We start from the raw sequence: 14,842 nt of genomic DNA, 5'->3' as shown, positions 1-14,842 counted from the left end.
ATTATGTCCTCTCCGTTTTGCTCAACCACATCTCGTCCATACCGCCACCACGAATCTGCATCGGGTAAACGTGCTCACTGCCGTCAACGGTGACGTCAACAAACACCAGACGCCCTTTCGCCAGGGTATCCAGCGCCAGTTGCAGCTTCTCTTCCAGCTCAGCCGGGTGTTGAATGGCGATCCCAACGTGGCCATAGGCTTCCGCGAGACGCACGAAGTCCGGCAGCGATTCCATGTAGGATTGTGAATGGCGGCCGGAGTAGATCATGTCCTGCCACTGCTTCACCATGCCGAGGAAGCGGTTGTTGAGGTTCAGTACCAGCACCGGCAAATCGTATTGCAGCGCGGTGGAGAGTTCCTGAATATTCATCTGAATACTGCCGTCACCGGTCACGCAGATAACGGTCTCTTCCGGCAGCGCCATTTTCACACCCAGCGCGGCAGGCAGGCCAAAGCCCATGGTGCCCAGACCGCCTGAGTTGATCCAGCGACGCGGCTTATCGAACTGATAATAAAGCGCGGCAAACATCTGATGCTGACCCACGTCGGAGGTGACGTAGGCATCGCCTTTGGTCAAACGCCAGATGGTTTCGATCACTGCCTGCGGCTTGATTTGATCGCTGGTGCGATCAAACTCCAGACACTTGCGGCCACGCCAGCTATCAATGCTTTGCCACCAGTCGCGCAGGCTGTCGAGTTCCTGCTTCACATCGGTCTGCGCCAGCAGCTCCAGCATCTGCGTCAGCGTTTGTTTCGCATCGCCAACGATCGGAATATCCGCCGCCACGGTTTTAGAAATCGAGGTCGGATCGACGTCGATATGCATCACCGTGGCATTCGGGCAATATTTCGCCAGGTTGTTGGTGGTGCGATCGTCGAAACGTACGCCGATACCAAAAATCAGATCGGCGTTGTGCATCGTCATGTTGGCTTCATAGGTGCCGTGCATACCGAGCATCCCGACGCACTGACGATGGGTGCCAGGGAAGGCGCCCAGTCCCATCAGCGAGGTCGTCACCGGAATATTCAGCGTTTCTGCCAGTTGCAGCAGTTCCGCTTCGCAACCGGAGGTGATAGCGCCGCCACCGACATACATCACCGGCTTGTGGGCCGCCAGCAGGGTTTGCAGCGCGCGCTTAATCTGCCCTTTATGACCCTGAATCGTCGGGTTATAAGAACGCATACTGACCGACTCCGGCCAGGCATACGGCAGCTTATTCGCCGGATTAAGAATATCTTTCGGCAGATCGATCACCACCGGCCCCGGACGGCCGCTTGCCGCCAGCCAGAATGCCTTTTTGATGATGGTCGGGATCTCTTCGGTGTTCTTCACCAGGAAGCTGTGCTTCACCACCGGACGAGAAATCCCCACCATGTCGCACTCCTGGAAGGCGTCATAGCCGATAAGCGAAGACGGCACCTGACCGGAGAGGATCACCAGCGGGATGGAATCCATATACGCGGTCGCGATCCCGGTAATGGCATTGGTAGCGCCTGGGCCGGATGTCACCAGCACCACACCCACTTCGCCCGTTGCGCGCGCCAGGCCGTCAGCCATGTGCACCGCGCCTTGTTCGTGGCGAACTAATACATGGTCGATACCGCCGACCGTTTGCAGAGCGTCGTAAATATCGAGCACCGCTCCGCCCGGATAACCGAATACCTGTTTTACGCCCTGATCGATTAACGAACGGACGACCATTTCGGCTCCTGACAACATCTCCATTTTCTGCCTCCAGGCTTGAGGGACTGAATCAACTGGCGCTCGCTTTCGCGCTGCGCCACTTGCATCCTGCCCCATATTCGCCAATTAAGATCAAAACCTTATGTTTAAGCTCAGAAGACGGAATTCATTTCCGCCTTCCAGGTACAGGGGAATCTACTTGAGTTCATTCTTTTGAGAGTAGGTCGATTACCATAACCGCAGAAAACCCGGCAGGCAAACGCCGCAGGTCGGCGCCACGATGATGGCGGCACAAAAGGCACTGAGGCGTGATAATTGCCCGCGAGGATTAAACTAATGCCAGTGCAGAACCGCAGAGGATAATGCTGGTCCGGAGATTATTTACAGCGTGTTATAAGAAATATGCGTTGCATATTTTCGCACGACTCAGTCCACAATCTCATCAGGCAATTAATTCCTGGCGTGATTATCTTTAAAATCTTCATCTCACATGAGATTCGTCTAAACAACCTGCCAGAAGTTGCTCAATCACCTGAAAAAAACCACCCTTAAAAACCTTAAAAATCATATAATTAAAAACATTATTTATTTTTAAAACATTTTTTAAGATGATTCAGGTAATCCGCAGCGGCTTAATATTGGTTTTTCCTCTGAACAAGCGGTTAATCACAGCAGATCCCCCTTAGCGCTGTGCAGAAATAACCATTCACTTATGGTTGACATCGTTGTCCTTTCTCAGTATCAATATGTGCAGCACTCAATTTACGAGGTTTGATCCATGTCCCGTTCTTTCCGTCTACTTGGTCTACTACTAATCGCATCCCCATTGCGCGGTAGACTCGTGGGCGGAATCGGCAACTGATTCGAACCTGCAGAAAGTTTAAAAAAACCCGCGCCCTGCGCGGGTTTTTTTATGCTCGTAGCACCGGCGAAGTTAATGCATAAGGAAGATTACGATGAGCCAGCAAGTTATTATTTTCGATACCACTCTGCGTGATGGCGAACAGGCGTTACAGGCCAGCCTGAGTGTTAAAGAAAAACTGCAGATCGCCCTGGCGCTGGAACGTATGGGCGTTGACGTGATGGAAGTCGGTTTCCCGGTTTCCTCACCGGGCGATTTCGAATCCGTCCAGACCATTGCCCGCACCATCAAAAACAGCCGTGTCTGCGGTCTGGCGCGTTGCGTTGAGAAGGATATCGATGCCGCTTACGAATCACTGCGCGTCGCTGAAGCGTTCCGTATTCATACCTTCATCGCCACCTCGCCGATGCACATCGCCACCAAATTGCGCAGCACGCTGCCTGAGGTGATTGAGCGCGCGGTGCATATGATTAAGCACGCCCGCAACTACACCAACGACGTGGAATTCTCCTGCGAAGATGGCGGCCGTACGCCGATTGATGATCTGTGCCGCATGGTAGAAGCCGCGATCAACGCGGGTGCGACCACCATCAACATCCCGGATACCGTGGGCTACACCCTGCCGCACGAGTACGCCAACATCATCAGCCAGTTGGTCAACCGCGTACCCAACATCGATAAAGCCATTCTGTCGGTGCACACCCACGATGACCTGGGTATGGCGACCGGTAACGCCATCACCGCCGTCATGGCCGGCGCGCGTCAGGTGGAAGGTACGCTGAATGGTCTGGGTGAACGTGCCGGTAACTGTGCGCTGGAAGAAGTGATTATGGCGATTAAAACCCGTCAGCAAATCATGAACGTCCACACCAATATCAAACATCAGGAAATTTACCGCACCAGCCAGACGGTGAGCCAGATCTGCAACATGCCGATCCCGGCCAACAAAGCGGTGGTCGGTTCTAATGCCTTCGCCCACTCCTCCGGTATCCACCAGGATGGCGTGCTGAAAAACCGCGAAAACTACGAAATCCTGACGCCGGAATCTATCGGCCTGCACAAAATCCAGCTGAACCTGACGTCACGTTCCGGTCGCGCCGCGGTGAAACACCGTATGGAAGAGATGGGCTACAAAGAGACCGACTACAACCTGGATACTTTGTACGACGCCTTCCTGAAGCTGGCTGACAAGAAAGGTCAGGTCTTCGATTACGACCTGGAAGCGCTGGCCTTCATTAATAAGCAGAATGAAGAACCGGAATATTTCCAGCTGAACGAATTCAACGTTCAGACTGGCTCCAGCATCACCGCCACCGCCTCGGTTAATCTGGGTTGCGGCGAAGAAACCAAATCTGACGCGGCAACCGGTAACGGTCCGGTTGATGCGGTTTACCAGGCCATCAACCGTATCACCGGTTTTGATGCTGAACTGATGAACTACAAACTGACTGCGAAAGGCCACGGCGAGAACGCGCTGGGTCAGGTTGATATCGTGGTTAACTACAACGGTCGCAAATTCCACGGCGTGGGTCTGGCGACGGATATCGTCGAATCCTCCGCCAAAGCGATGGTCAACGCTCTGAACAATATCTGGCGTGCTAAGCAGGTGGAAAAAGAATTGCAGCGTAAATTTAAGTCTGAGCAGAAGGAAACGGTGTAACTATGTCTAAGTCTTCTCATATCGCGGTATTGCCGGGCGATGGAATCGGCCCGGAAGTGATGGCGCAGGCCATGAAAGTTCTCGACGCGATTCGCGCGCGTTTCGACATGCGTATCACCACCAGCGAATATGATGTTGGCGGTATCGCCATCGATCGTCATGGCGAGCCGCTGCCCCCGGCGACCGTTGCTGGTTGCGAGCAGGCCGACGCCGTCCTGTTTGGCTCCGTTGGCGGCCCGAAATGGGAACATCTTCCGCCCGCACAGCAGCCAGAGCGCGGTGCGCTGCTGCCGCTGCGTAAACATTTCAAGCTGTTCAGCAACCTGCGTCCGGCGTCGCTGTATAAAGGTCTGGAAGCATTTTGCCCGCTGCGCAGCGACATCGCCGCACGCGGATTCGACATCCTGTGCGTACGCGAACTGACCGGCGGCATCTACTTCGGTCAGCCGAAAGGCCGTGAAGGCAGCGGCGCGCACGAGCGTGCATTCGACACCGAGGTGTATCACCGCTTCGAAATCGAACGTATCGCCCGCATCGCTTTTGAATCCGCGCGTAAGCGTCGTAACAAAGTGACCTCCGTCGATAAAGCTAACGTGCTGCAAACGTCGGTAATGTGGCGCGAGATCGTCAACGAAGTAGCGAAAGATTACCCGGATGTGCAGCTGAGCCATATGTACATCGACAACGCCACCATGCAGCTGATTAAAGATCCGTCACAGTTCGACGTGCTGCTGTGTTCTAACCTGTTCGGCGACATCCTGTCGGACGAATGCGCCATAATCACCGGTTCTATGGGGATGCTGCCCTCCGCCAGCCTGAACGAAGAGAAGTTCGGTCTGTACGAACCGGCAGGCGGTTCTGCGCCGGATATCGCCGGTCAGAACATCGCGAACCCGGTCGCGCAGATCCTCTCGCTGTCCCTGCTGCTGCGCTACAGCCTGAATGCTGGTGAGGCTGCCGACAGCATTGAACGCGCCATCAACCGCGCGCTGGAAGCGGGTTATCGCACCCGTGATTTGGCCGGTGACGGTCAGGCCGTGAGTACCGATGAAATGGGCAGCATCATTGCCCGTTTCATCGCCGAGGAAAAATAAAAAAATGAAAAGCTTATACCAGAAGTTATTTGATGCACATGTCGTCCACGAAGCGCCGAATGAAACACCGTTACTGTATATCGACCGTCATCTGATCCATGAAGTCACGTCACCGCAGGCCTTTGATGGCCTGCGCGCTCACGGCCGCCAGGTCCGTCAGCCGTCGAAGACCTTCGCAACCATGGACCACAACGTCTCAACCCAGACCAAAGACATCAACGCGTCTGGCGAGATGGCGCGTATTCAGATGCAGGAGTTGATCAAGAACTGTGCTGAGTTCGGTATCCAGCTGTATGACCTGAACCACCCGTTCCAGGGCATCGTTCACGTTATTGGCCCTGAGCAGGGTATGACCCTGCCGGGCATGACGATTGTCTGTGGAGACTCACACACCGCCACCCACGGTGCGTTTGGCTCGCTGGCATTCGGTATCGGTACCTCTGAAGTTGAACATGTGTTTGCCACCCAGACCCTGAAGCAGGGCCGTGCCAAAACCATGAAGATTGAAGTGCTGGGCGCAGCAGCGCCGGGCATCACGGCAAAAGATATCGTGCTGGCGATTATCGGCAAAACCGGCAGCGCCGGTGGCACCGGGCACGTAGTGGAATTCTGTGGCCCGGCGATTGAAGCGCTGAGCATGGAAGGCCGCATGACGCTGTGTAACATGGCAATTGAAATGGGTGCCAAAGCGGGCCTGGTTGCGCCGGACGACACCACCTTCAATTATCTGAAAGACAAACAGTTTGCCCCTAAAGGCGAGCAGTGGGATCAGGCCGTAGCCTACTGGCGCACGCTGAAATCCGACAGCGACGCGAAATTCGATACCGTGGTGACGCTGGATGCCGCCGATATCGCGCCGCAGGTGACCTGGGGCACCAACCCAGGCCAGGTGATGGCGGTTGATCAGGCTATCCCGAACCCGGCGTCCTTCGCCGATCCGGTGGAGCGCGCCTCTGCCGAGAAAGCGCTGGCCTATATGGATTTGCAGCCGGGCATCAAGCTGACCGAAGTGGCGATCGATAAAGTCTTTATCGGCTCCTGCACCAACTCACGTATCGAAGATCTGCGCGCTGCGGCAGCCATTGCCAAAGGCCGCCATGTTGCGCCGGGCGTGGTCGCGATGGTGGTGCCGGGTTCAGGCCCGGTGAAAGCGCAGGCCGAGGCGGAAGGTCTGGATAAGATTTTCCTCGAAGCCGGATTCGAATGGCGTCTGCCAGGTTGCTCAATGTGTCTGGCGATGAACAACGACCGCCTGAACCCTGGTGAGCGCTGCGCATCAACCAGTAACCGTAACTTTGAAGGTCGCCAGGGCCGTGGTGGACGTACCCACCTGGTCAGCCCGGCGATGGCCGCTGCGGCGGCGATCACTGGCCGTTTTGCCGATATTCGTGAACTGACTCAGGGGGCTTAAGCCATGGCGAAGAAATTTACCCAGCACACCGGGATTGTCACTCCGCTGGATGCAGCGAATGTTGATACCGATGCCATCATTCCGAAGCAGTTCCTGCAAAAAGTGACGCGTACCGGGTTTGGTGCGCATCTGTTCCACGACTGGCGTTTCGATGATGATGCCGGCACCGTGCCGACCGCCAGCTTTGTGCTGAACCGCCCGGAATATAAAGGCACCAGCATTCTGCTGGCGCGTGAAAACTTTGGTTGCGGCTCCTCCCGTGAGCACGCGCCCTGGGCGCTGACCGATTACGGTTTCCAGGTCGTAATTGCGCCGAGCTTCGCAGACATTTTCTATGGCAACAGCTTTAACAACCAGCTGCTGCCGGTGAAACTGAGCGATGAGGAAGTGGATGAGATGTTTAAGCTGGTAGCCAGCCAGCCGGGCGTCAGCTTTACCGTCGATCTGGAAGCGCAGACCGTCACCGCCGGTGGCAAAAGCTACAGCTTTGAAATCGACAGCTTCCGCCGCCACTGCATGATCAATGGCCTTGATAGCATCGGCCTGACGCTGCAACACGAAGCGTCAATCGCCAGCTATGAGACCAACCAGCCCGCGTTTTTACGTTAAAACCCGCGCGATTAATCGCGCCGCTACAGGTACGCAGTGGCCCGTAGCGGCGCAATTTATTGCGCGCAGTCTTAAGTTGCCTTAGACATCCCGCACCCGCGACGACATCACCAGCGCCAGCACCGCCAGCCCTAACGCCAGCCAGTACACCGCCTCATGCCCGAAACGCTCGCTGAGCGTACCCTGAATCACCCCCGCCACAATCATGCCGGTGGAGATGGAAGTGGTAAACATGGTGGTTGCCGCGCCGGCACGCCCCGGCATCAAATCCTGAAACCACAGCATCCCAATCCCGGCGATGATGCCGATAAACGCCGCATTAAACAGTTGCAACACCATCAGCGCGGTGCGCGAGTGGAACAGCCCCAGACCGAGATAAAACAGGATGGCGGCCACCAGCGCCAGCAACATCAGGCGGCGCTTGCCGAAGCGGCGGGCGTAATGCCCGGCCAGCAGCATCACCGGAATCTCCAGCCCGGCGGCGGTCCCCATCAGCAGACCCGCCAGCTTTTCCGGCAGGCCGAGGGTGGTGCTGATATACAACGGCATATCAATGATATACATAACGTTGCAGGTCCACATAATCACCGACGCGATAAACAGCAGCCGGACCTGGCTATCTTTCCACGGACTGAGCTGCGTCAGCACCTGCTCCGGCGAGGCCGCTACCCGCGGCACCGAGGGCAAGGTGCGCCAGATCAGCAGCATACTGAGCAGAAAAATCACCGCCGCAACCACAAACAACGTTACAAAGCCGTAGTTCAGCGCCAGCGCGAACGACAGCGGCGGGCCGATCACCCACGCCAGCGACAGCTGCGCGCGCATCACCGAGCTGAACATCACCACTTCACGCGCCGACTGGTCGGCATACTCGCGCGCCAGAGCAAAAATCTGCGGAATCGACACGCTCGCCAGCGCCGACAGCAGCACGCCGAGGGTAATCAGCGTCAGGTAGTGGCGATTGAAGGCGAACAGCAGCGCATTGAATACCGCCATCAGGCAGCAAAACAGGATCAGCTTACGGCGGTCGCCCTGGTTGTCGGAGCGTTTCGCCACCAGCAGGCTGATAACGATGCCGGCGATGGCATTGACGGTAAAAAAGATGCCGACCCAGAACGGACGCGCCTGCACCTCGCGCGTCAGAAACAGGCTGAGCGTCGGGGCCTGTAGCGCACCGGCCACACCCATCATAAAAGAGACAGCCATAAAGGCCAGGTAAACCGGGTTGGCGCGGCGTTGACGCGTTAACAGCGATTTCATACTGAAATCCCTTTGCGGATGAAAGCGGACAACAAAAAAGAGGGTAGAAGATTTCACAGCAAAACGAAAAAAGCCAGCAGAGAAAACACTGCTGGCGGGGAAATTGCACCCTACTCAGAAAAGGTTCCACGTCGGCGGAACCGCTGGCAGAGCGCCATTCATGACTGAATGCCTCCCGCTCTTCCATTACCCTCCACTATGCCTCTAATATGAGGCAGGAAAAACAGAGCGATTACGAGAAGGAGTTCCCCTTTTATGTCCTCTTCACGGCTGCAACAGCAATTTATCCGCTTGTGGCAAAACTGTCAGGGCCAGGATCAGGAAACCACGCTGAACGAACTGGCGGAGTTGCTGCACTGCTCGCGCCGCCATATGCGCAACCTGCTGAATGCGATGCAGGAGGCGGGCTGGTTAATCTGGCAGGCGGAGGCCGGGCGCGGCAAGCGTTCCCTGCTCAGCTTCTGCTACACCGGCCTGGCGCTCCAGCAGCAGCGCGCCGAAGATCTGCTGGAGCAGGATCGTATCGATCAGCTGGTGCAGCTGGTCGGCGATAAAAATCAGGTGCGGCAAATGATCGCTGCCCATCTGGGCCGCAGCTTCCGTCAGGGCAAACATATTCTGCGCGTACTTTATTACCGTCCGCTGCCCAATCTGCTGCCCGGCTCCCCTCTGCGGCGTTCGGAAACCCATCTGGCGCGACAAATCTTCAGCGGCCTGACGCGGGTAAATGAGGAAAAGGGGGAAATCGAACCCGATATCGCCCACCACTGGCAACAAACCTCGCCGCTGCACTGGCGCTTCTTCCTGCGCCCGGCAATTCGTTTTCATCACGGTCGCGAGCTGGAGATGGCCGACGTGATCAGCACGCTGGAGCGCGTGCGCAGCCAGCCGTTGTTTTCCCATATCACCGCGCTGCACTCCTCCGCTCCCTGGACGCTGGATATCCAGCTCAGCCAGCCCGACAACTGGCTACCCTGGCTGCTCGGCAGCGTCAGCGCCATGATCCTGCCGCGTGAATGGCAAACCCTGCGCGACTTCGCCCGCCAGCCTATCGGCACCGGTCCATACAGCGTGGTACGCAACCAGCAAAGCCAGCTGAAGATCGCCGCCTTCGATGACTACTTCGGCTATCGCGCGCTGATCGACGATGTGTCGATCTGGGTGCTGCCGGAAATCAGCGACGAACTGGTGTATGCCGGGGTGAAGCTGCAAGGGGAAACCGCCGATGAGAAATCGGAGGAGAGTCGGCTGGAGGAAGGATGTTACTTCCTGCTGTATGACCAGCGTTCAGAAAAAGGCCGCGACGCCCATTTCCGCCGCTGGGTCAGCTATCTGTTCAACCCCATCGCGTTGCTGAGTCACGCAGGCGTCGGCTATCAACGCTACTGGTTCCCGGCCTATGGCCTGCTGCCGCGCTGGCACCATCGCCGCGACCTGACCTCGGTCAGCAAACCGGAAAACCTGAAGCAGCTCACCATCAGCTGGTACAGCCATCATGTGGAGCACGAAGGCATCGCCAACGCGCTGCGCCCCCTGCTGGCGCAACAGGGCGTCGAGCTGATCACCCGCGAACTGAGCTATGAAGAGTGGTTTAACGGCGAGGGCGAGAGCGATATCTGGCTGGGCAGCGTCAACTTCACCCTGCCGCTGGATTACTCGTTATTCGCCCAACTCTACGAACTGCCGCTGATGCACCACTGTATCCCGATCGACTGGGAAGAGGCGGCGGCTCGCTGGCGCGAAAAGACGCTGCCCCTTGCCGAATGGAGTAAGCAGCTGGTGGATAGCGATAACCTGCATCCGCTGTTCCATCACTGGTTATTACTGGAAGGTCAGCGCAGTATGCGCGGCGTGCGAATGAACACCCTCGGCTGGTTTGATTTTAAATCCGCCTGGTTTGCGCCACCGGAGCTGTGAACCTTTCACCCTGACCCGGAAATGTCTAGAATGAGCCGTTCTCAACGGGGTGCCCGGCGTTATAGGGGCTGAGAGAGACCCGTCGAACCTGATCCGGCTAATACCGGCGTAGGGATTTGAGATGCCTCACTGCTCAGATCCTTTGCGACTCAACCTTATCTTCTCCTCAAGGAGCGCAAAGTGTTAAACAAAGTTCTGCCCGTGCTGTTGCTGGTCTCCGCCCCGGTGCTTGCCGCCAAACCCGTGCTTACCGTCTACACCTACGACTCCTTCTCCGCTGACTGGGGTCCTGGTCCGGCGGTGAAAAAAGCCTTTGAAGCGCAGTGCGGCTGCGAACTGAAATACGTGGCGCTGGAAGATGGTGTGTCGCTGCTGAATCGCGTACGGATGGAAGGCAAAAACAGCAAAGCGGATATCGTGCTGGGCCTCGACAACAACCTGGTGCAGGCTGCGGAAAAAACCGGCCTGTTCGCCAAAAGCCCGGTTGATACCCAGGCGCTGCAACTGCCGGGCGGCTGGCACAACGACACCTTTATTCCGTTCGACTACGGCTACTTCGCCTTCGTCTACGATAAAAACAAGCTGAAGAACCCGCCGAAAAGCCTGAAAGAACTGGTCGAAAGCCCGGAAAAATGGCGCGTTATCTATGAAGATCCGCGCACCAGCACGCCGGGCCTTGGCCTGCTGCTGTGGATGCAAAAGGTCTATGGCGATAAGTCAGCGGATGCCTGGCAGAAGCTGGCGCAGAAAACCGTCACCGTCACCAAGGGCTGGAGCGAAGCCTATGGCCTGTTTCTGAAAGGGGAAAGCGATCTGGTGCTGAGCTACACCACCTCTCCGGCGTATCACATCATTGAAGAGAAGAAAGATAACTACGCCGCGGCGCCGTTCAGCGAAGGCCATTATTTGCAGGTCGAAGTGGCGGCCCAGCTCGCCAGCAGCAAGCAACCGCAGCTGGCGCAGCAGTTTATGCAATTTATGGTCTCCCCGGCTTTCCAGCAGACCATCCCGACCGGCAACTGGATGTATCCGGTGATTAAGAGCGACCTGCCTGCGGGATATCAGGCATTGAACGTGCCGCAAACCGCGCTGCAATATAGCCCGGCCGAGGTGGCCGAACATAGCAAAGCCTGGATCAGTGCATGGCAACGCGCCGTCAGCCGTTAATCCCCGGCTGGCTGTTACCCGGCAGCTTCACCGCGCTGTTGCTGTGCGCGGTGGCGCTGCTGGCTTTTGGCGCCTTGCTGATGTCAGCGCCGATTGGCGACTGGCGCAGCCTGCTTGCCGACAGCTATCTGCACCATGTGCTGGCCTTCTCTTTCTGGCAGGCGTGGCTGTCGGCGCTGCTCTCGGTGCTGCCCGCGATCCCGCTGGCACGCGCGCTGTACCGGCGGCGTTTTCCCGGTCGTAACCTGCTGCTGCGCCTGTGCGCCATGACGCTGGTGTTACCGGTGCTGGTGGCGGTCTTCGGCCTGCTGAGCGTGTATGGCCGCACCGGTTGGCTGGCGCAGTTGTGCGCCATGCTGGGGATCAACTATCACTTCTCGCCCTATGGCTTGCACGGCATTCTGCTGGCGCATGTGTTTTTCAATCTGCCGCTGGCGACACGGATGTTATTGCAGGCGCTGGAAAGCATTCCGGGCGAGCAACGCCAGCTGGCGGCCCAGCTCGGTTTACGCGGCTGGAATCTGTTCCGCCTGCTGGAGTGGCCGTGGCTGCGGCGGCAGATTCTGCCCACCGCGGCGCTGATTTTTATGCTGTGCTTTGCCAGTTTCGCCACCGTGCTGGCACTGGGCGGCGGCCCGCAGGCCACCACGCTGGAGCTGGCGATTTATCAGGCGCTGAACTTTGATTACGATCCTGGCCGCGCGGCGCTGCTGGCGTTGCTCCAGCTGGGTTGCTGCCTGCTGCTGGTGCTGCTAAGCCAGCGCTTCAGCAAGGCGATTCCGGCGGGCAGCCAGCAAATACGCGGCTGGCGCGACCCGCAGGATGGCTGGCGGGCGCGCCTCAGCGATACGCTGTTGATTGGCCTGGCGTTATTGCTGTTGCTGCCGCCGCTGCTGGCGGTAGTGGCGGATGGGCTGCGGGGCGGCGTGGCCGGGGCGCTGCAACAACCGGCCCTGTGGCAGGCCACCCTGACGTCGCTGCGCATTGCCATCGGCGCAGGCGTGCTGTGCGTGGTGCTGACGATGATGCTGCTATGGAGCAGTCGCGAACTGCGCCAGCGCCATAAAATCATCCCGGCGCAGGCGATGGAGCTGAGCGGCATGTTGATCCTCGCGATGCCGGGTATTGTGCTGGCCAGCGGCTTTTTCCTGCTATTCAACGCCACCGTTGGCCTGCCGCAATCCGCCGATGGACTGGTGATTTTCACCAACGCGCTGATCGCCATTCCTTATGCCATGAAGGTGCTGGAAAATCCGATGCGCGATATCAACCTGCGCTACAACAGGCTATGCGCCTCGCTGGGGGTGCAGGGCTTCAACCGACTACGGCTGATCGAACTGCGCGCCCTGAGACGACCCATTGCCCAGGCGCTGGCGTTTGCCTGCGTGTTGTCGATTGGCGATTTTGGCGTAGTGGCGCTGTTTGGCAGCGCGGATTTCCGTACGCTACCGTTTTACCTGTTCCAGCAAATTGGCGCCTATCGCGGCGCAGATGGGGCGGTCACCGCCCTGCTGCTGCTGCTGCTGTGCCTGCTACTCTTTACCCTGATGGAAAAATTGCCGGGTCGTCATGCTGACACTGAATAACCTCACTTACCTTTACCAGCATCTGCCGATGCGCTTCCAGCTTGCGGCGCAGCCCGGCGAACGTCTGGCGATTCTGGGGCCGAGCGGCGCCGGGAAAAGCACCCTGCTCAGCCTGATTGGCGGCTTTCTGCCGGTCAGCAGCGGCACCCTGCTGCTGGATGGTGAGGATCATACCCACAGCGCCCCCGCCGCGCGTCCGGTATCGATGCTGTTTCAGGAAAACAATCTGTTTCCGCATCTGACGGTACAACAGAATCTGGGGCTCGGGCTGCACCCCGGCCTGAAGCTGAGCCGCGCGCAGCAACAGCAGGTGCATGAGATCGCCGCGCAAACCGGGCTGGAGGAGATGCTAGCACGCCTGCCGGAACAGCTCTCCGGCGGCCAGCGACAACGCGTGGCGCTGGCACGTTGCCTGCTGCGCAATCAGCCGATTTTATTGCTGGATGAACCCTTTTCCGCGCTCGACCCGGCGCTGCGTAATGAGATGCTGCAACTGGTGCGCAGCGTCTGTGAAGCGCGCAATATCACGCTGCTGATGGTGTCGCATAGCCTGGAAGATGCACGGCAAATTGCGCCGCGCAGTCTGGTGATTGTCGATGGACGGGTTTTCTGGGATGGCAGCACCGAGCAGTTGCTCAGCGGCAACAGCGCCGCTGCCGCCATCCTCGGGGTTATGCCGCGTTAAAAGAACACTTTCCACAGCAGATGGCGGAAGATCGGCATCATCGGATGGAACTGAATCGCGATAAACGACGCCAACGCAATCAACGCCGTCAGCGGAGCCAGCCAGCGCAGGCGCGCCGTGGGCAGATACGCTGTGGCCCAGTCGGTGGTTTTCCCGCTGCGCCACCAGCGCCAGCATAGCCAGATACCCAGCCATACCAGCAGCGCCACCAGCAGCAGCAACCATTTGAAGCTGCCGCTCTGCGCCGCCTGCGGCACATCAATCGCCACCCCCGCCAGAATGCCCGGCATCAGATAGGCCGGAGGCCAGAGGATGCAGCCGATAATGTTAGGCGGCAGGAATTTGCGCACCGGCAGCTCCAGCATACCCGCAGCCAGCGGGATCAGCGGACGCGTCGGCCCCACAAAGCGCCCCACCAGGATGGTGAACATGCTGTGCTGATACAGCGCATGTTCGGTTTTATCCAGCAGGCCCTTATATTTTTTCAGATATTTCCAGCGATGCAGCGGCCCCTGGAACTTCCAGCCGATGCCATAGGAAACCCAGTCGCCAATCAGGCAACCCACCATACCGGCCGCCCAGGCAGGATACAGACCGATCTGCCCGCTGCCCACCAGCGCCCCCAAACTTGCCATCAAAACCGTGCCCGGCAGCAGCAATCCCACGAACGCCAGCGACTCAAGGAAGGTCACCAGCGCGACAGCAAACAGCGCCCATTCCAGTGATTGCGTAAACAGATGTTGAACCCAGGCTTCCATAAATATCCTCTGCGGAATATGAAGGCTGGATTGTCCAGAGCCTGCGCCGCACCGTCAAGGCAAGAATTGTAGGCCAATGTTGACAAAGTGCTGACAATATAACCAACTGCCGTGGCGGCAGACACTGTATAAACATCCATGATATACTT

At 57.9% G+C, this 14,842-nt stretch carries 11 protein-coding genes and 1 riboswitch; of the genes, 8 read left to right on the top strand and 3 right to left on the bottom strand.

What is annotated here, in order from left to right:
- Position 1: 1 nt before the first annotated feature.
- Positions 2-1,726, bottom strand: coding sequence for an acetolactate synthase 3 large subunit (ilvI, locus tag AC6I8V_RS03475; RefSeq protein WP_497844537.1), 1,725 nt, complete (start codon positions 1,724-1,726; stop codon positions 2-4).
- 914 nt (positions 1,727-2,640) lie between these two features.
- Here ilvI and leuA point away from each other — a divergent pair.
- The 4 genes from leuA to leuD are packed head-to-tail and all read left to right on the top strand — an operon-like array spanning position 2,641 to position 7,320.
- Entirely contained in the window at positions 2,641-4,206 is a 1,566-nt protein-coding gene (gene leuA / locus AC6I8V_RS03470) for a 2-isopropylmalate synthase (protein WP_497844536.1), read from the top strand.
- A gap of 2 nt (positions 4,207-4,208) precedes the next feature.
- Positions 4,209-5,300, top strand: coding sequence for a 3-isopropylmalate dehydrogenase (gene leuB, locus AC6I8V_RS03465; protein ID WP_497844535.1), 1,092 nt, complete (start codon positions 4,209-4,211; stop codon positions 5,298-5,300).
- Between the two features lie 4 nt (positions 5,301-5,304).
- A complete protein-coding gene (gene leuC, locus AC6I8V_RS03460; protein ID WP_497844534.1) occupies positions 5,305-6,711 on the top strand; it encodes a 3-isopropylmalate dehydratase large subunit in 1,407 nt (468 codons plus the stop codon).
- Between the two features lie 3 nt (positions 6,712-6,714).
- Entirely contained in the window at positions 6,715-7,320 is a 606-nt protein-coding gene (leuD, locus tag AC6I8V_RS03455) for a 3-isopropylmalate dehydratase small subunit (protein ID WP_497844533.1), read from the top strand.
- Between the two features lie 81 nt (positions 7,321-7,401).
- Here leuD and AC6I8V_RS03450 read toward each other — a convergent pair whose 3' ends face one another.
- Complete coding sequence (locus tag AC6I8V_RS03450) at positions 7,402-8,580, bottom strand: MFS transporter (protein ID WP_497844532.1); 1,179 nt, start codon at positions 8,578-8,580, stop codon at positions 7,402-7,404.
- 255 nt (positions 8,581-8,835) lie between these two features.
- On the opposite strand from AC6I8V_RS03450, the gene sgrR reads away from it, so the two are divergent.
- The 4 genes from sgrR to thiQ all read left to right on the top strand — a co-directional run bounded on the left by sgrR (position 8,836) and on the right by thiQ (position 13,935).
- Positions 8,836-10,497, top strand: coding sequence for an HTH-type transcriptional regulator SgrR (gene sgrR / locus AC6I8V_RS03445; protein ID WP_497844531.1), 1,662 nt, complete (start codon positions 8,836-8,838; stop codon positions 10,495-10,497).
- A gap of 35 nt (positions 10,498-10,532) precedes the next feature.
- Positions 10,533-10,630: riboswitch (TPP riboswitch) on the top strand.
- Positions 10,631-10,677: 47 nt separating this feature from the next.
- Positions 10,678-11,664 carry a thiamine ABC transporter substrate binding subunit gene (gene thiB / locus AC6I8V_RS03440; RefSeq protein WP_497844529.1) on the top strand — a complete coding sequence of 329 codons (987 nt, stop codon included), beginning with the start codon at positions 10,678-10,680 and terminating at the stop codon, positions 11,662-11,664.
- Positions 11,640-13,250 (top strand): thiamine/thiamine pyrophosphate ABC transporter permease ThiP, encoded by a 1,611-nt coding sequence (gene thiP / locus AC6I8V_RS03435; RefSeq protein WP_497844528.1) that lies wholly within the window; start codon positions 11,640-11,642, stop codon positions 13,248-13,250. Before thiB ends, thiP begins: the two co-directional genes overlap by 25 nt.
- Entirely contained in the window at positions 13,234-13,935 is a 702-nt protein-coding gene (gene thiQ / locus AC6I8V_RS03430) for a thiamine ABC transporter ATP-binding protein ThiQ (protein WP_497844527.1), read from the top strand. The genes thiP and thiQ overlap by 17 nt, the downstream gene beginning before the upstream one ends.
- Here the strand turns inward: thiQ and AC6I8V_RS03425 are convergent.
- The gene (locus AC6I8V_RS03425; protein WP_497844526.1) at positions 13,932-14,693 is read right to left on the bottom strand and encodes a DedA family protein; all 762 of its coding nucleotides are present in this window, start codon (positions 14,691-14,693) and stop codon (positions 13,932-13,934) included. The two genes, thiQ and AC6I8V_RS03425, sit on opposite strands and share 4 nt — an antisense overlap.
- Positions 14,694-14,842: the final 149 nt, after the last annotated feature.

This window comes from Pantoea sp. X-Soil-TKNS-1207 (assembly GCF_059730485.1).
This window is presented reverse-complemented; position numbering and strand designations above follow the sequence as displayed.